The organism is Luteimonas colneyensis (assembly GCF_014836665.1).
In the GTDB taxonomy this organism is placed as follows: domain Bacteria; phylum Pseudomonadota; class Gammaproteobacteria; order Xanthomonadales; family Xanthomonadaceae; genus Luteimonas; species Luteimonas colneyensis.
The window spans coordinates 22,723-37,906 of record NZ_JACSQJ010000006.1; the positions used below are offsets into that span (position 1 = coordinate 22,723).

The following is a 15,184-nucleotide window of genomic DNA, read 5'->3' on the forward strand; positions in this document are numbered from 1 at the left end:
CAGATTAGCCGGCCCGCGTTGAGGCCGCGTTGTCGCCGGTCAAGCGTCGCCCAGGCGCTTGATGAAGCGCAGGGTGCCGTCGCTGAAGCCGCAGGCCTTGTAGAACGAGTGGGCCTCGCTGCGCTGCGAGCCGCTGGTCAGCTCGATGCGGGCGGCCCCCGCGGCACGCGCCCGGCGCTCGGCCTCGCGCAGCAGCTGCCGCCCCAGGCCGCGGCCCTGCGCGCCTGGCGAGACCACCAGCGCGGTGATCCTGCAGGTGGTGGTGTCCAGCGGCAGGTAGTACATGAAGTCCAGCGCGACCAGGCCGGTGACCATGCCGCCGCAGCGTGCGACGACGAGGGCCTGGCGGTCGTTGGCGGTGATGGTGGCGATGCGGCGCGCCGCGTCCGCGGTCCCGCAGGGATAGCCGAGTGCGCTGAGCAGGGCGGCGACATCGTCGGCGTCGATCGCCGACGCGCTGCGCAGGTCCGCGTCCGGCAGGGCGCCCCTGGCTTCGAACGCGGCGGCCATCGGCGTCAGCGCGTCCCGTACAGGACGATGGTCTTGCCGCGCGCGTGCAGCTTGCCGTCGGCCTGCAGCTTCTTCAGCACCCGGCCGGCCATCTCGCGCGAGCAGCCGACCAGGCGCGCCAGCTCCTGGCGCGACACCCGCAGCTGGGTGCCGTCGGGATGGGTCATCGCCTCCGGCTCCCGGGTCAGGTCGTGCAGGGTGCGGGTGATGCGGTCGGTCACGTCGAGGAACGCCAGGCGCCCGGCCTTGCGGCTGGTGTCGAGCAGGCGCCGCGACAGCTGCGCCCCGATCGCATACATGATCTGGGTGGCGTCGCCGGACAGGGATCCGTCGAACAGCTGGTAGAGGCGCTCGTAGCTGATTTCGGCCAGTTCGGTCTGCACACGCGTGCGGAGCACCACCTCGCGCACGTCGGATTCGATGAAGAGGCCCATCTCGCCCACGAACTCGCCGGGACCGAAGTAGCCGAGGATCAGCTCGCGACCGTCGTCCTCTTCGGTAATGATCGTCACCGAACCGCTGACCACGTAGTACATGGTCCCGGCCTGGTCGCCGGGTCGGAACACCTCGGTGCGGGGCGGGTACCGACGGCGATGGCAGTGTGCGAGGAAGCGTTCGATCGTCGCCGGCGATGGCATCAGGGGATGCTGGGGACGTCTCAGGGTTGTAATGATGGCCACAGGGCTGATAGTCATGGAAAGGTTGAACGGGGGATGAAGCAAGAGTAGGCCGTCAGGACCCATCCGGCAAACGCGCCTGGCACCTTCGGCGCGCGCCCGGGGCCGGGCTTCACTCGCGACCGGCCCCCCTTTGCCTCATAATCGCGCACTTTCCGCCCGAACCGGGGTCCGCACGACGTGGTCAAGCCGCTGCCTCGCCTGAAGCTGCAGGGATTCAACAACCTCACCAAGGCCCTCAGCTTCAACATCTACGACGTGTGCTACGCCGTCTCCAAGGACGAGCGCCAGCGCTACATCGAATACATCGACGAGGAATACAACGCCGATCGCCTCACGCAGATCCTCACGGACGTGGCGGAGATCATCGGCGCGAACATCCTCAACATCGCGCGCCAGGACTACGATCCGCAGGGCGCGTCGGTCACGATCCTGATCTCCGAGGAGCCGGTGATCGACAAGGCCGACGCCAAGGGCGTGATCTCGGATGCCGTGGTCGCGCACCTGGACAAGAGCCACATCACCGTCCACACCTACCCGGAAACGCACCCGCAGGCGGGCATCGCGACCTTCCGCGCGGACATCGACGTGGCCACCTGCGGCGTCATCTCGCCGCTGAAGGCGCTGAACTACCTGATCGAGAGCTTCGAGTCGGACATCGTCATCGCCGACTACCGGGTGCGCGGCTTCACCCGCGACATCAAGGGCAAGAAGCACTACATCGACCACAAGATCAATTCGATCCAGGACTTCCTGGCCAAGAACATCAAGACTCGCTACGAGATGTTCGACGTCAACGTCTACCAGGAGAACATCTTCCACACGAAGATGCACCTGAAGGACTTCGACCTGGACCAGTACCTGTTCGAGGAGAAGGCGCGCAACCTGTCGTTCAAGGAGCGCATGAAGATCGAGGCGCTGCTCAAGCGCGAGATCGAGGAGCTGTTCCACGGGCGCAACCTGGTGGAGTGAGCGCCGGTCCGCGCGAAGACCCACCGCGGGACGGCCCGCGGGGCGGGAGGGATCCCGCACACGAAGACCGACGGCGGTCCGGAGCGAAGGCTCCGGGCCGCTTTTTTTCATCTGCGGCGCCGCACGGGTGGACCGGCGCGGCGCGGAGGAGGCACGCGATGGCATGGATCTACCTGGTGGTCGCCGGCCTGTTCGAGATCGTCTGGGCCCTGGGCCTGAAGCACACCGCAGGCTGGACCCGGCTGTGGCCGAGCCTGGGCACGCTGGCGGCGATGGTGGTCAGCTTCTGGTGCCTGTCCCAGGCGCTGAAGGCGATCCCGATCGGCACCGGCTACGCGATCTGGACCGGCATCGGCGCCGTCGGCGTCGCGGCCTTCGGCATCCTGGTGTTCGGCGAGAGCGCATCGCCGGCGCGGCTGGCCTGCATCGCGATGATCGTGGGCGGCGTGGTCGGCCTGAAACTCGTGTCGGGCTGAATCCTACAGACGGTAGGCGACGGTCTTCATGGCCTTCGACGCGAGCGCCATCAGGGTCGGGATCGGCTGGGGCAGCACGCGTGCGCCGGCGGCCTCGGCGTTGTCGGCATGGCGGGCCTCGTCGGCCTTCATGGTTTCGAGGATGGCGCGGCTGCGCAGGTCGGCCGGCGGCAGGGTCTGCAGGTGCTCCTCGAGGTGGGCCTCGACCTGGCGCTCGGTCTCGACCACGAAGCCGAGGTTCCAGCCGTCGCCGCGCAGGCCGGCCAGCAGGCCGATGGCGTAGGCCCCGCCGTACCAGAGCGGGTTGAAGAGGCTGGGCCGGCTGTCGAGCTCGCGCAGGCGGTCGTCGCACCAGGCGAGGTGGTCGGTTTCCTCCTGCGCGGCCTCGAGCAGGTGGGCGCGCGTGGCGGGATCGCGGGCGACGGTGGCCTGGCCGACGTAGAGGGCCTGGGCACACACCTCGCCGACGTGGTTGATGCGCATCAGGCCTGCCGCATGGCGGCGCTCGGCGGCATCGAGCTCCACCTCGGGTTCCCCGGCGCCGGGATTGGGCCGCTCCGCCCGCGGCCGGCCGGCCACGGTCTCGAGCGCGTTCTGGGCATCCGCCAGCAGGCGGTCGAGCGGGGACAGGATTCGCGAGGTCATGGATCCATTGTGCGCCGGCACACCGGCCGCGGCCAGATCGCGCCGGGCCCCGGGGCTGCCGGGCCGCCCGGAGCCCGGCCCGCGGCAGCTTGCGCGTAACGGGGGCGGTCGGTACAATTCCGCCTCTTGCGTTCCCCGAACGTGAAAACGCGAGGCGAAGTTCCGCAGGGCGATGGCCCGCGCAACCAGCCCGACCAGTCACCCCTCAAGAGTTTCCCGATGAAGACCTTTACCGCCAAGAACGAAACCGTCCAGCGCGACTGGTTCGTTGTCGACGCCACGGGCAAGACCCTCGGTCGCCTGAGCACCGAGATCGCGCGTCGCCTGCGTGGCAAGCACAAGCCCGTCTACACCCCCCACGTCGACACCGGCGATTACATCATCGTGATCAACGCCGAGAAGATCCACGTCACCGGCAACAAGCTCGCCGACAAGATGTACTACCGCTTCACCGGGTACATCGGCAACCTGAAGTCCGAGACCCTGGGGCAGGCGCTGGAGCGCCACCCGGAGCGCGTCATCGAGCATTCGGTCAAGGGCATGCTCCCGAAGAACACCCTGGGCCGCGCGATGTACCGCAAGCTCAAGGTCTACAAGGGTTCCGAGCACCCGCACGCCGCCCAGCAGCCGCAAGTCCTGGATATCTAAGTCATGGCAATCACCCAGAATTACGGCACCGGCCGTCGCAAGTCCTCCACCGCCCGCGTGTTCCTGCGCCGCGGTACCGGCAACATCAACGTCAACGGCCGTCCGCTGGACGAGTTCTTCGGCCGCGAGACCGCGCGCATGATCGTGCGCCAGCCGCTCGAGCTGACGAAGAACACCGAAAGCTTCGACATCATGGTCACCACCTCGGGCGGCGGCACCACCGGCCAGGCCGGCGCCATCCGCCTGGGCATCGCCCGCGCGCTGGTGGAGTACGACGAGAGCCTGAAGTCCGAGCTGCGCAAGGCCGGCTTCATGACCCGCGACGCCCGCGAAGTCGAGCGCAAGAAGGTCGGCCTGCACAAGGCCCGTCGCGCCACGCAGTTCTCGAAGCGTTAATTGCGGTATTCAGGATTCCGTTCGCGGAATCCTGCGCTACAATTGCTCCATAGCCCCGTCGCCAAGCGGTAAGGCACCTGACTCTGACTCAGGCATTCGGTGGTTCGAATCCATCCGGGGCTGCCACATTGCAACAAGGTCCGAAGCCCGCCGCGTGCGGGCTTCGTCCTTTCCGGGCCCGGCGCCAGGCGGCGGCGGCCACGCCCGGGCCCTCCGCGACCGCCGGGGCATCGCCATGGCCATCGTCTTCCCGCCACCGTACACGCCCGAGGGTGCCGGGCAGGCCGCGCTTCGCGACGAGGGCTACGCGGTGATCTCGCCGTCCGGGGTCGCGACCGCGACCGGGCTTGCCTTCGCGGACATCGCCGCTCTCGGCACCGGCTGGGACGATCTTCCTCCCGATGCCTACCTGCGCGATGGCGGCCGCTACCGGCGCCGGCGGCATTCCTGCTTCGTGGTCGCCGGCGACGACGTGCGGATGGCGGCGCACCGCGCCCACTGGCAGTCCCTGGACTACAACGCGCTGCACGGCGGCATGGCGCGGATGTACCAGCCGCTGTCGGATGCGCTGGTGTCGCAGCCGGCCTGGCCGCGCCTGCTGGCCGCGCTCGGCGTCCTGTGCAGCGGCGTGCGCGATGCCGGCCCCTGGCACGTCGAGGCCCACCAGTTCCGCATCGACACCAGCGACGGCATCGGCCGCCCGACGCCGGAGGGCGCGCACCGCGACGGCGTCGATTTCGTGGCCGTCTTCATGGTGGCCCGCGAAGGCATCAAGGGAGGCGAAACCCGCGTCTTCGACGCCGCCGGCCCCGACGGCCACCGCTTCACCCTCGACGAACCGTGGTCGCTGCTGCTGATGGACGACACCCGCGTCATCCATGAATCCACGCCCATCCAGCCGCTCGAACCGGACGGCCACGGCCACCGCGACACCCTGGTCCTGACCTACCGTTCCGGCGCGTTCCAGGGAGAGGGTTGAAAAGCCTGGCCACGGATTTACGCGGATCACGCGGATTTTCACGGATAGAGCAAATGCCCAATGGGGTACGGCGAGGCCTCGTTCCGGGCGCTGCCCATGAGTGGACTGCTTCTGCTTTATCCGCGTGAATCCGCGTGATCCGCGTAAATCCGTGGCAAAAGCTCTTCCTCCCAGTCCCGCATCCTTGCCGCACCGCTACAATCCCGGGATTGCAACGTTTCGCGGAGTGGCGATGAAGCTGGGTTCCCTGAAGGAAGGCGGGCGCGATGGCACGCTGGTGGTGGTGTCGCGGGATCTTGCGCGCGCGGTGCGCGCCACCGGAATCGCGGCCACGCTGCAGCAGGCGCTCGAGGACTGGTCGAACATCGCGCCCCGCCTGGTCGCGCTTTCCGACGCGCTGGAGGGCGGCGGCGCCGATGGCGTCTTCGACCTGGAGCCGGCGCAGCTGGCCGCGCCGCTGCCGCGGGCCTACGAGTTCGTCGACGGCTCCGCCTACCTGCCGCACGTGGAGCGCGTCCGCCGCGCCCGCGGCGCCGAGGTCCCGGAGTCCTTCTACACCGATCCGCTGATGTACCAGGCCACCAGCGCCGGCTTCCTCGGCCCGCGCGATCCGGTGCGGGTGACCAGCGAGGACTACGGCATCGATCTCGAGGCCGAGATCGTGGTCATCACCGACGACGTGCCGATGGCGGTGACGCCGGAGCAGGCCGCCGGCCACATCCAGCTCATCGGCCTGGTCAACGACGTGTCGTTGCGCAACCTGATCCCGGGCGAGCTGGCCAAGGGCTTCGGCTTCCTGCAGTCCAAGCCGCGTTCGGCGCTGTCGCCGGTGTTCGTGACCCCGGATGAGCTGGGCGATGCCTGGCGCGGCTGCAAGCTGCACCGGCCGCTGGTGACCCACATCAATGGCGAATGGTTCGGTGCTCCCGAGGCCGGCGTCGACATGCAGTTCGACTTCTCGCAGCTGGTGGCACACGCGGCGAAGACGCGTCCGCTGTCGGCCGGGACCATCGTCGGCTCGGGAACGATCGCCAACCAGGACACGTCGCTGGGGGCCTCGTGCTTCGCCGAAAAGCGCACGGTCGAGGCGCTCGAGCACGGCAAGCCGCGGACGCCCTTCATGTCCTTCGGCGACCGCGTGCGCATCGAGATGTTCGATGCCGGCGGTGCGTCGATCTTCGGTGCCATCGAGCAGCTGGTGGAGCACCAAGCCGCGCCCTGAACGCGGTGACGCGATGGTGCGGCCATGGGGAGGCCGCGGCGGAACGGGCGGCGTGCCCGGCGGACTCGGATCACGGGGAGGGGACATGGTGGGCGAAGGCGAAGCGGCGGCGGGCGACAGCGGCAACGGCAACGGCAACGGCAACGGCGCGCTGTGCCTTCACTCCTATTGGCGCTCGAGCGCGGCCTACCGCGTTCGCATCGGGCTCAACCTCAAGGGCCTGAAGTACGACATCGCGCCGGTGCACCTGGTGCGCGGTGGCGGCGAGCAGCACGCGCCGGGCTTCGCGGCGATCAACCCGCAGGAGCTGGTGCCCGTGCTGCAGCACGGCCACCGCAACCTGCGCCAGTCGCTGGCGATCCTCGAATACCTCGACGAGATGTGGCCCGAGCCCGCGCTGCTGCCCGCCAACGCCCGCGACCGCGCGCGCGTCCGCGCGCTGGCGCAGGTCGTGGCCTGCGACATCCATCCGCTCAACAACCTGCGCGTGCTGCAGTACCTCGAACGCGACTGGGGCGTGCCCCAGCCCGAGCGCGAGGTCTGGGTGAAGCACTGGATCGAGGCCGGCTTCCGCGCCTTCGAGGCGCTGCTGGCCGACAATCCGTCCACCGGCGATTTCTGCGACGGCAACCTGCCCACCATCGCCGACTGCTGCCTGGTGCCGCAGGTCTACAACGCGCGCCGCTTCGGCGTCGACATGGCGGCCTATCCGGTGATCGAGCGCATCGATCGGCGCTGCCTCGAGCTTCCGGCCTTCGACGCCGCCCGGCCCGAGCGCCAGCCGGACGCCCCCGCGACCTGAGAGAGCGCCCCTGTAGGAGCGGCTATAGCCGCGACCAGGGTTGCAGTAGTGGCGTTGCGACTGTCGCGGCTATAGCCGCTCCTACAGGGGAGGGACGGCCGGCGGTCAAGGGCGGCCGACAGTCAGGCGTGGCCGGCAGTCAGGGGCAGCTGGCGGTCAGGCGTGGCCGGTGTCGAACACGTCCGCGTAGGGGTCGTGCTCGCCGTCGCCGCCCTCGGACAGGCGGAACTTGAGGTCCAGGCCCTCGCGCGAGTCGGCGGCGCGCAGCGCGGTCTCGCGCTCGATGCGGCCTTCCTTGTACAGCCGGAACAGGCACTGGTCGAAGCTCTCGATGCCTTCCTCCAGCGACTCCTCCATCGCCTGCTTGATCTCGTGCACCTGGCCGCGGCGCAGCAGGTCGCGGATCATCGGCGTGTTGATCAGCACTTCGGTCGCCGGCATGCGGCGACCATCGGTGCCCACCACCAGGCGCTGGCTGATCACCGCGCGCAGGTTCAGCGCCAGGTTCATCAGCACGTTCTTGTGCGCGGCCTCGGGGAAGAAGTTGAGGATGCGCTCGATGGTCTGGTCGGCGTTGTTGGAGTGCAGCGTCGCCAGGCACAGGTGGCCGGTCTCGGCGAAGGCGATCGCGGCTTCCATCGTGGTGGCGTCCAGGATCTCGCCGATCAGGATGACGTCGGGCGCCTCGCGCATCGCGTTCTTCAGCGCGTTGTGGAAGGCGTGCGTGTCCAGGCCGACCTCGCGCTGGTTGACGATCGACTTCTTGTGCCGGTGCAGGTACTCGATCGGGTCCTCGATGGTGAGGATATGGCCCGAGGTGGTGCTGTTGCGGTGGTCGATCATCGACGCCAGCGTCGTCGACTTGCCGGAGCCCGTGGAGCCGACGATCAGCACCAGGCCGCGCGGCGCCATGATGATCTCCTTCAGCACCTGCGGCAGCTGCAGCTCCTCGATCGACGGAATGGTGCTGCGGATGGCGCGGATCACCATGCCGACCTCGCCGCGCTGCTTGAACACGTTGACGCGGAAGCGCCCCGAGTCCTGCAGCGACAGCGCCATGTTCAGCTCCAGGTCGCGCTCGAACTGCGGCACCTGGCCCTCGTCCATCAGCGAGTAGGCGATCTTCTTGACCATGCCCGTGGGCAGGCCGGTGTTGCCAAGCGGATAGAGCCTGCCTTCGACCTTGATGTACACCGGCGCGCCGGTGGTCAGGAACATGTCGGAGGCGTTCTTCTCCGTCATCAGCTTCAGGAAGTAGCCGATGTCCATTCGCGGGATTCCCCAGTAGCGCAGCCCCGGCGTTGCGATCCGGACGGATGCTGTTGACAATGGCCACGCGTTCCCCAATCCGCGGCGGCCCCCTATGCGCACAAGCTTCGCACAATTCCGTTGGCGCCTGCATGGCGCATGTCTCGTTCCGGTGCTGGCGCTGGCGGGCTGTGCCAGCCTGCCGCCGCCGACCGCCGAACTTTCGGCGGCCCAGCAGGCAGTGGCCCGGGCCGATGCCGCGGACGCCCAGCAGTACGCGGTCGACGACCTCGAGCGGGCCCGCACCGCGCTCAGTCGCGCCCAGGCCGCGATGGCGGCCGGCAAGGAGCGCGATGCGCGCGCGCTGGCCGCGCTGTCGGAGGCCTCGGCCGACCTCGCCAGTGCCCGCAGCGAGCAGGCGCAGGCCGACGCCACGCTGTTGCAGCGCCGCAGCGAGGTGGCCGCCCTGCGCCAGCGCCTGGGCATGGAGGATCCGCGATGAGCCGCATCGTCCACGCCGTGATGGTCGCGGCCCTGCTGGTCCCCGGCGCCGCCCTGGCGCAGTCGCGGAATGCAGACGACGGCAGTGCGCCGCTGCAGGCCCGCCTGCAGGCGCTCGATGCGGATCCCGAGCGCGCCACGCTGGCCGCCTACGAGCGCTTGCGTGCGCGCCAGGCGCTCGAGGCCCTGGCCGGGGCCCGCGGCGCACAGGCGAAGGCCGATGCCCGCCAGGTCGCCGAATGGCGCATCGAGACCGCCGAGATCGCCGCCGCCACCGGGCTCGCCCGCCGCCAGATCGACCGGCTGGACCGCGAGCGCAGCGAGTTGCTGGTCGAGGCCAGCCGCCAGGACGCCGCGCGCGCGCGCGCCGAAGCCGAGCGGCTGCGCATCCAGGCCCAGATCCAGGCCGAGGAGGCCGAGCGCCTGCGCCTGGAGGCCGAAATGGAGTCCGGGGCGCGCCAGCGCGCCGAGGGCGTGCTCGACGACGTGGCGAAGACCCAGGCCGACCGCCTGCGCGCCGCCCGCGAGCGCGAAGCCGAGCTCAAGCGCCAGGAGGCCGAGCTGCTGAAGGCCCTGGAAGACTAGCCTCCGGAGGCCTGGAGGCCGTGCACGGCCGCTCCCATCACGGTGTTCAGGCAGGGGCCGGCTGGAGCCTTGCCCACCCTGCCGGGGAGGAGTAGGGTCGATCACGGAGGCGGCTTCCGCTGCTCGCGGAGCCGCCCCTAGAAGGGAGGTCACGTGACGGAATGCAGCGACTCCAGCGGGACGGTCGCCGCGGGCAAGCCCCCGCGGACGCTCCCGAGGGAGGGTGTCTGGAGCCCGTCGCACGCCATCCCCCACGATGCGCCCCGTGCCGCAAGGCCCGGGGCGTTTTTGCATGCCCGCGCGGCACGCATGCGCGGGCCCAGTTCGAAGGAGGTCTCCATGTTCGAAGGGCAACCCCAGGCGGAACTCGACGCGCTGTTCAAGGCCAACCCCGAGTTCAGGCAGCTCTACCACCACCACAAGGAGCTCGACAAGAAGGTGCTCGACGCCGAGCTCGGCGTGCTGCCGATCGACGACACGACGCTTGCGCGGATGAAGCGCGAGAAACTTGCCGCCAAGGACCGCCTGTCGGTGATGTACCAGGCGCTGGCCCACTGATTCCCGTTTCCCCCACCCCCACGTGACAGCACCGGCTGTCGCGGGCGGCGGCGCCATCCTCGTCGGTCGCCGCCGCCCGCGCCACCACCCGGGCAGTCGGGCCGGGTTGCTGCGGCGATGCGATAATCGCAGCCTCTCCCCGCCCGACAGGCAGTGCCGCATGCCCATCCACGACTCCGTCCTCGGACTCATCGCCAACACGCCCATCGTCCGGGCCCGCCACCTCGACGCCGGCGTCTGCGAGCTGTACTTCAAGCTCGAGAGCCAGAACCCGGGCGGGTCGATCAAGGACCGCATCGGCATGAGCATGATCGAGGCGGCCGAGCGGCGCGGCGACATCAAGCCGGGTGACACCCTGGTCGAGGGCACCGCCGGCAACACCGGCATCGGCCTGGCCCTGGTCGCGCAGCAGAAGGGCTACAGGCTGATCCTCGTGGTCCCGGACAAGATGAGCCGGGAGAAGATCTTCAACCTCAAGGCCATGGGCGCCGAGGTGGTGCTGACCCGGTCCGACGTCGCCAAGGGCCATCCCGACTACTACCAGGACCTCGCCGCGCGCATCGCCAGCGAGACGCCCGGTGCCTACTTCATCAACCAGTTCGGCAACCCGGACAACCCGGCCGCGCACGAGTCCGGCACCGGGCCGGAGATCCTGCGCCAGATGGCCGAGGTCGGCGGCGTGGACGCGGTGGTGTTCGGCTGCGGCAGCTCCGGCACCATGTCCGGCCTGTCGCGATGCTTCGCCGTGAGCGCCCCGGACGTGGAAATGGTGCTGGCCGATCCGGTCGGCTCGATCCTCGCCGAGTACATCAACGAGGGCACGCTGAGCGAGAAGTCCGGCAGCTGGATGGTCGAGGGCATCGGCGAGGATTTCCTGCCGTCGATCTCGGACTTCAGCCGGGTGAAGAAGGCCTACGCCATCAGCGACCGCGAGAGCTTCCTCGCGGCGCGCGAGCTGCTGGCGAAGGAGGGCATCCTCGGCGGCTCGTCCACCGGCACCCTGCTGGCCGCCGCGCTGAAGTACTGCCGCGAGCAGGCCACGCCGAAGAAGGTGCTGGTGTTCGTCTGCGACACGGGCAACAAGTACCTGTCGAAGATGTACAACGACTACTGGATGCTCGACAACGGCTTCATCGAGCGCGAGCAGCACGGCGACCTGCGCGACCTGATCCTGCGGCCCTACAGCCAGAAGGACACCGTGGTGGTGGGCCCGGACGACCTGCTGGTCACCGCCTACCAGCGCATGAAGCTGTACGAGATCTCGCAGCTGCCGGTGATGGATGGCGAGCGCCTGGCCGGCATCCTCGACGAGTCCGACGTGCTGATGCACGTGTACGGCAACGAGGAGCGCTTCCGCGACCCGGTGTCGACGGCGATGGTCAGCAAGCTCGAGGTCCTCGACGTGAAGTCGACGGTGGAATCGCTGCTGCCGGTGTTCGATGCCGGCAAGGTGGCGATCATCATGGACGGCGACCGTTTCCTCGGCCTGATCACCCGCATCGACCTGCTGAACTGGCTGCGGAGGCGGGTGCAGTGAAAGGCGACGGCGAGCGCGACACTCGCAGGCTCCGCATCCTGTTGATCGCCTACGAGTTTCCGCCGAGTCCGTCGCCACAGTCGCTGCGCTGGGCCTATCTCGCCAATCGATTGGCCGCGGCGGGGCACGACGTCCACGTCCTTGCGCCGGATATCGGTGACGAAGGGGCGGGGGGGCTGCCGGCGCCGGAGGCCGGGCTGCAGGTGCACAGGATCCACCCGGGATGGGTGCGCGGACTGCTGGCGAAGCTGGAGCGCCGAAGGCCGGTGGATACGGTGGGCGGAATGGCCTCGGCCGACGACGGCGCCGTCGTGGGCGATGCATTCGCGGACCTCGGGCCAGTGGAGCCGCCGCGGCTGAACTGGAAGGGGAAGCTGATGGAGGGCTTCCAGGACGCGGTGTCGTGGCTGCTTTTCCCCGACCTTCGCGGCGAATGGGCGCGACCGGCCAGGCGCGCCTTGCCGGGACTCCTGGACCGGTTGCATCCGGATGTCGTGCTCACCTCGCACGAGCCGGCGACCACGCTCCTGCTGGGCTTGCGGGCGAAGTCGCGGGGGCTGAGCTGGGTAGCCGACCTGGGAGATCCCGTGCTGGCGCCCTATACGCCGACGCGCTGGCGCAGGAAGGCGCTCGCCCTGGAGCGCAAGGCCCTGCGCGGGGCCGACCATGTCCTGGTCACGACCGTCGAGACCCGCGAGCTCATGCGCCAGCGCCACGGTGATGCGGTCCCGGTGAGCGTCGTGCCGCAGGGCTTCGACGACCGCCTCGGCGCCGTGCCAATGGCGCAGCGCGCGCAGCGGAACGAGGGGCCGGTCGAGTTGCTGTATGCCGGCAGCTTCTATGTCTTCCGCGATCCGGGTCCGCTGGTGGAGGGCGTGCTGCAGACCCGCGGCGTCCGGCTGAACATCGCGTCCGGCAACGTGCCTGGATGGCTGGTGCATCTCGCTGCCGCGCATCCGGGCCAGCTGCGCCTGCTCGGGCGGGTGCCGCATCGTCGCCTGCTCGACCTGCAGCGCGACGCCGACGTGCTGGTGAACATCGCCAATGCCGACCCTGCCCAGATACCGGGCAAGGTCTACGAGTATTTCGGCGCGTGCCGGCCGATCCTGCATCTGCAGGCGAGCGAGGGGGACGCCGTGGGTGAATTGCTGGGGCAGCTGCGGCGGGGCGTGGCCTGCGCAGGCGAGCGCGATGCGGTCACCGCGGCCGTCAACGGGCTCGCGGGCCTGGTCCGTGCCGGGCGGCTGGGGCAGGAATTCGACCTGGCTCCGGGGCCGGTGGCGGCATGGGGCTGGACGGCGCTGGCCCGGCGGGTGGAGCGTGTCCTCATGGAGGTATGCGGGCGACCCGCCGGGGACGCCCGGGCAGAGTGGTAGAATGACGGGTTCGGTTCACTGGATCGCAGGCAGACGCATGGGCAACTCCGGCAAGGCGACGAGACAAGGATTGGGCACGCTGGCGATCCACGCCGGCCAGGCCCCGGATCCGGCCACTGGCGCGGTGATGACGCCGATCTACGCGACCTCTACCTATGTGCAATCCAGTCCCGGGGAGCACCAGGGCTTCGAGTATTCGCGCAGCCACAACCCGACCCGCTTCGCCTACGAACGCTGCGTGGCCGAGCTCGAGGGAGGCAGCCGCGGCTTCGCGTTCGCCTCGGGGCTGGCGGCGAGCTCGACCATCCTCGAGCTACTGGACGCCGGCAGCCATGTGATCGCCACCGACGATGTCTACGGCGGTACCTACCGCCTGTTCGAGCGCGTGCGTCGCCGCAGCGCCGGACTGGATGCCAGCTGGGTGGACATGGCCGATCCGGCGGCGTTCGAGGCCGCGATCCGGCCCGAAACGAAGATGGTCTGGATCGAGACCCCGACCAATCCGCTGCTCAAGCTGGTGGACATCGCACAGATCGCGGCGATTGCCCGCCGGCACGGCCTGCTGGTGGTGGTCGACAATACGTTCTGCTCACCCGTCATCCAGCGTCCGCTCGAGCTGGGCGCGGACATCGTGGTGCATTCGGCCACCAAGTATCTCAACGGCCATTCCGACATCGTGGGTGGAATCGCCGTGGTCGGCGACAACCCGGAGCTGGCCGAGAAGGTGGCGTTCCTGCAGAACTCCATCGGCGGGGTCCAGGGGCCCTTCGATTCGTTCCTCGCCCTGCGCGGCCTGAAGACCCTGCATCTCCGGATGAAGGCGCACTGCGAGAACGCCATGGCGCTGGCGGAGTGGCTGGAGGCGCATCCGGCGATCGAGAAAGTGGTGTACCCGGGCCTGGCCTCGCATCCGCAGCATGCGCTGGCGGCCCGTCAGATGGACGGCTTCGGCGGCATGGTCTCGATCTACCTCAAGGGCGGGCCGGAAGCGGCGAAGCGCTTCTGTGAGCGCACTGCGCTGTTCGCGCTGGCGGAGTCCCTGGGCGGCGTCGAGAGCCTGGTGAACCATCCCGCGATCATGACGCACGCCTCGGTGCCTGCGGACATCCGCGCCCGCCTCGGGATCACGGACAACCTGGTGAGGTTGAGCGTGGGAGTCGAAACGCTCGCGGATCTGCAGGACGACCTCGACGTGGCCCTGCGAACGCCGTGAACCATGGGCCGGATGATGGCAAAGACGTCGAGCGACAGCTCGCTGCGCACTGACTCGTTCTATCGCGATGCGCGCGAGAGCCTGAAGAACCATGAGTTCTGGCTGCTGGCGGCATGGCTCGAGATCGTCTCCAAGTACCGCCGGTCGGCGGTCGGGATCTTCTGGGTGCTGCTGCCGCCGGTCGCGACGTTCTGCGTGCTGGGCTACTTCTACGCGGGGATCATCGGGCGCCCGCCACTGTCCTTCATGCCCTACATGGGAATGGGGTACACGCTCTGGAGGTTCGTCACCCAGGTGATGAACGAGGCGTCCACGGTGATGCTGTCGAGCAGGGCGTTCATCATGGACGGGCGGGTCCGCCTCACGGATTACGTGCTGAAGTCGATCTCGAAGGCGGCGTTCCACCTGGTGGCCGCCTGCATCGTCCTGGGCATCGTGCTGGCCTGCTCTCCCGACTTCGTCGTACAGGGCCTCCCGGTGACGATCGCCGGGCTGGCGCTGTTCATGTGGAACCTGTTCTGCCTCGCCATCGTGCTCGCCCTGGTGGGGGCGCGTTTTCCGGACTTCCACGAGCTCACGACCAGCGTTTTCATTTTCGGCTTCCTGCTGACGCCCATCCTCTGGTATCCCGACAGCCTTCCGGCCGGCAGCGCGAGAAGCGCGCTGGTGATGGCCAACCCGGTCTACCATTTCCTGGAGATCGTCCGGGGCCCGGTCCTCGGGCGGCAGGTGGCGGGCACCAGTGTCGCGTTCGTGGCGCTGTTCACGGCGTTCACCACCGCGGCTGCGGCGCTGGTCTACCGGCGATACGCACGCTTCGTGCCGATCTGGATCTGACC

General features: G+C 69.0%; 18 protein-coding genes and 1 tRNA gene. 15 read left to right on the forward strand and 4 right to left on the reverse strand.

Translation table 11 applies throughout. The features are described 5' to 3' along the window. Positions 1-39 precede the first annotated feature (39 nt). Together H9645_RS10655 and crp are read right to left on the reverse strand one after the other, a co-directional pair. Positions 40-510, reverse strand: a complete 471-nt coding sequence (locus H9645_RS10655; protein WP_191729689.1) for a GNAT family N-acetyltransferase — start codon at positions 508-510, stop codon at positions 40-42. 5 nt (positions 511-515) lie between these two features. Then, on the reverse strand, positions 516-1,148 hold the full coding sequence (gene crp / locus H9645_RS10660) for a cAMP-activated global transcriptional regulator CRP (RefSeq protein WP_225218194.1): 633 nt from the start codon (positions 1,146-1,148) through the stop codon (positions 516-518). A 219-nt stretch (positions 1,149-1,367) separates the two neighbouring features. Between crp and speD the strand changes: the two genes are divergently transcribed. Then, positions 1,368-2,159: an adenosylmethionine decarboxylase gene (gene speD / locus H9645_RS10665; RefSeq protein ID WP_191729691.1), complete on the forward strand. Its 792-nt coding sequence runs from the start codon at positions 1,368-1,370 to the stop codon at positions 2,157-2,159. A 158-nt stretch (positions 2,160-2,317) separates the two neighbouring features. Beyond that, positions 2,318-2,635: a quaternary ammonium compound efflux SMR transporter SugE gene (gene sugE, locus H9645_RS10670; RefSeq protein ID WP_191729692.1), complete on the forward strand. Its 318-nt coding sequence runs from the start codon at positions 2,318-2,320 to the stop codon at positions 2,633-2,635. Positions 2,636-2,638: 3 nt separating this feature from the next. Here sugE and coq7 read toward each other — a convergent pair whose 3' ends face one another. Further along, on the reverse strand, positions 2,639-3,280 hold the full coding sequence (gene coq7, locus H9645_RS10675; RefSeq protein ID WP_191729693.1) for a 2-polyprenyl-3-methyl-6-methoxy-1,4-benzoquinone monooxygenase: 642 nt from the start codon (positions 3,278-3,280) through the stop codon (positions 2,639-2,641). A 219-nt stretch (positions 3,281-3,499) separates the two neighbouring features. Here coq7 and rplM point away from each other — a divergent pair, with 219 nt between their 5' ends. The 6 genes from rplM (at position 3,500) to maiA (ending at position 7,327) form a co-directional block, all read left to right on the forward strand. Next, positions 3,500-3,928 carry a 50S ribosomal protein L13 gene (gene rplM / locus H9645_RS10680; protein ID WP_144893944.1) on the forward strand — a complete coding sequence of 143 codons (429 nt, stop codon included), beginning with the start codon at positions 3,500-3,502 and terminating at the stop codon, positions 3,926-3,928. Between the two features lie 3 nt (positions 3,929-3,931). Next, entirely contained in the window at positions 3,932-4,324 is a 393-nt protein-coding gene (gene rpsI / locus H9645_RS10685) for a 30S ribosomal protein S9 (protein ID WP_191729694.1), read from the forward strand. Between the two features lie 51 nt (positions 4,325-4,375). Continuing rightward, positions 4,376-4,450, forward strand: a tRNA-Gln gene (locus H9645_RS10690). 109 nt (positions 4,451-4,559) lie between these two features. After that, positions 4,560-5,303 carry a 2OG-Fe dioxygenase family protein gene (locus tag H9645_RS10695; protein ID WP_191729695.1) on the forward strand — a complete coding sequence of 248 codons (744 nt, stop codon included), beginning with the start codon at positions 4,560-4,562 and terminating at the stop codon, positions 5,301-5,303. A gap of 232 nt (positions 5,304-5,535) precedes the next feature. After that, complete coding sequence (locus tag H9645_RS10700) at positions 5,536-6,525, forward strand: fumarylacetoacetate hydrolase family protein (RefSeq protein ID WP_191729696.1); 990 nt, start codon at positions 5,536-5,538, stop codon at positions 6,523-6,525. Positions 6,526-6,610: 85 nt separating this feature from the next. Further along, the gene (gene maiA, locus H9645_RS10705; protein WP_191729697.1) at positions 6,611-7,327 is read left to right on the forward strand and encodes a maleylacetoacetate isomerase; all 717 of its coding nucleotides are present in this window, start codon (positions 6,611-6,613) and stop codon (positions 7,325-7,327) included. Positions 7,328-7,483: 156 nt separating this feature from the next. On the opposite strand, the gene H9645_RS10710 is transcribed toward maiA, so the two are convergent. After that, positions 7,484-8,596 carry a PilT/PilU family type 4a pilus ATPase gene (locus tag H9645_RS10710; protein ID WP_191729698.1) on the reverse strand — a complete coding sequence of 371 codons (1,113 nt, stop codon included), beginning with the start codon at positions 8,594-8,596 and terminating at the stop codon, positions 7,484-7,486. A gap of 94 nt (positions 8,597-8,690) precedes the next feature. Between H9645_RS10710 and H9645_RS10715 the strand changes: the two genes are divergently transcribed. The 7 genes from H9645_RS10715 to H9645_RS10745 all read left to right on the forward strand — a co-directional run bounded on the left by H9645_RS10715 (position 8,691) and on the right by H9645_RS10745 (position 15,182). Then, on the forward strand, positions 8,691-9,077 hold the full coding sequence (locus tag H9645_RS10715) for a DUF4398 domain-containing protein (protein ID WP_191729699.1): 387 nt from the start codon (positions 8,691-8,693) through the stop codon (positions 9,075-9,077). Beyond that, entirely contained in the window at positions 9,074-9,661 is a 588-nt protein-coding gene (locus H9645_RS10720; RefSeq protein WP_191729700.1) for a hypothetical protein, read from the forward strand. The genes H9645_RS10715 and H9645_RS10720 overlap by 4 nt, the downstream gene beginning before the upstream one ends. Positions 9,662-10,000: 339 nt before the next feature. After that, positions 10,001-10,219: an HP1242/YdcH family protein gene (locus tag H9645_RS10725; RefSeq protein WP_132998966.1), complete on the forward strand. Its 219-nt coding sequence runs from the start codon at positions 10,001-10,003 to the stop codon at positions 10,217-10,219. Positions 10,220-10,379: 160 nt separating this feature from the next. Beyond that, positions 10,380-11,756: a pyridoxal-phosphate dependent enzyme gene (locus tag H9645_RS10730; RefSeq protein ID WP_191729701.1), complete on the forward strand. Its 1,377-nt coding sequence runs from the start codon at positions 10,380-10,382 to the stop codon at positions 11,754-11,756. Beyond that, positions 11,753-13,132 carry a glycosyltransferase gene (locus H9645_RS10735; RefSeq protein ID WP_191729702.1) on the forward strand — a complete coding sequence of 460 codons (1,380 nt, stop codon included), beginning with the start codon at positions 11,753-11,755 and terminating at the stop codon, positions 13,130-13,132. The genes H9645_RS10730 and H9645_RS10735 overlap by 4 nt, the downstream gene beginning before the upstream one ends. Positions 13,133-13,169: 37 nt before the next feature. After that, entirely contained in the window at positions 13,170-14,345 is a 1,176-nt protein-coding gene (locus tag H9645_RS10740) for a cystathionine gamma-synthase (protein WP_191729703.1), read from the forward strand. A gap of 3 nt (positions 14,346-14,348) precedes the next feature. Then, the gene (locus tag H9645_RS10745; RefSeq protein WP_191729704.1) at positions 14,349-15,182 is read left to right on the forward strand and encodes an ABC transporter permease; all 834 of its coding nucleotides are present in this window, start codon (positions 14,349-14,351) and stop codon (positions 15,180-15,182) included. The last annotated feature ends 2 nt before the right edge of the window (positions 15,183-15,184 follow it).

Bases quoted from the DNA above. Each gene is read 5' to 3' on its own strand.
- maiA (WP_191729697.1), top strand. From the start codon at position 6,611: ATGGTGGGCGAAGGCGAAGCGGCGGCGGGCGACAGCGGCAACGGCAAC.
- crp (WP_225218194.1), bottom strand. From the start codon at position 1,148: ATGCCATCGCCGGCGACGATCGAACGCTTCCTCGCACACTGCCATCGC.
- H9645_RS10745 (WP_191729704.1), top strand. From the start codon at position 14,349: ATGGGCCGGATGATGGCAAAGACGTCGAGCGACAGCTCGCTGCGCACT.
- rplM (WP_144893944.1), top strand. From the start codon at position 3,500: ATGAAGACCTTTACCGCCAAGAACGAAACCGTCCAGCGCGACTGGTTC.
- H9645_RS10740 (WP_191729703.1), top strand. From the start codon at position 13,170: ATGGGCAACTCCGGCAAGGCGACGAGACAAGGATTGGGCACGCTGGCG.
- H9645_RS10725 (WP_132998966.1), top strand. From the start codon at position 10,001: ATGTTCGAAGGGCAACCCCAGGCGGAACTCGACGCGCTGTTCAAGGCC.
- H9645_RS10710 (WP_191729698.1), bottom strand. From the start codon at position 8,596: ATGGACATCGGCTACTTCCTGAAGCTGATGACGGAGAAGAACGCCTCC.
- H9645_RS10730 (WP_191729701.1), top strand. From the start codon at position 10,380: ATGCCCATCCACGACTCCGTCCTCGGACTCATCGCCAACACGCCCATC.
- sugE (WP_191729692.1), top strand. From the start codon at position 2,318: ATGGCATGGATCTACCTGGTGGTCGCCGGCCTGTTCGAGATCGTCTGG.
- rpsI (WP_191729694.1), top strand. From the start codon at position 3,932: ATGGCAATCACCCAGAATTACGGCACCGGCCGTCGCAAGTCCTCCACC.
- H9645_RS10720 (WP_191729700.1), top strand. From the start codon at position 9,074: ATGAGCCGCATCGTCCACGCCGTGATGGTCGCGGCCCTGCTGGTCCCC.
- coq7 (WP_191729693.1), bottom strand. From the start codon at position 3,280: ATGACCTCGCGAATCCTGTCCCCGCTCGACCGCCTGCTGGCGGATGCC.
- H9645_RS10695 (WP_191729695.1), top strand. From the start codon at position 4,560: ATGGCCATCGTCTTCCCGCCACCGTACACGCCCGAGGGTGCCGGGCAG.
- H9645_RS10700 (WP_191729696.1), top strand. From the start codon at position 5,536: ATGAAGCTGGGTTCCCTGAAGGAAGGCGGGCGCGATGGCACGCTGGTG.
- H9645_RS10715 (WP_191729699.1), top strand. From the start codon at position 8,691: ATGCGCACAAGCTTCGCACAATTCCGTTGGCGCCTGCATGGCGCATGT.
- H9645_RS10655 (WP_191729689.1), bottom strand. From the start codon at position 510: ATGGCCGCCGCGTTCGAAGCCAGGGGCGCCCTGCCGGACGCGGACCTG.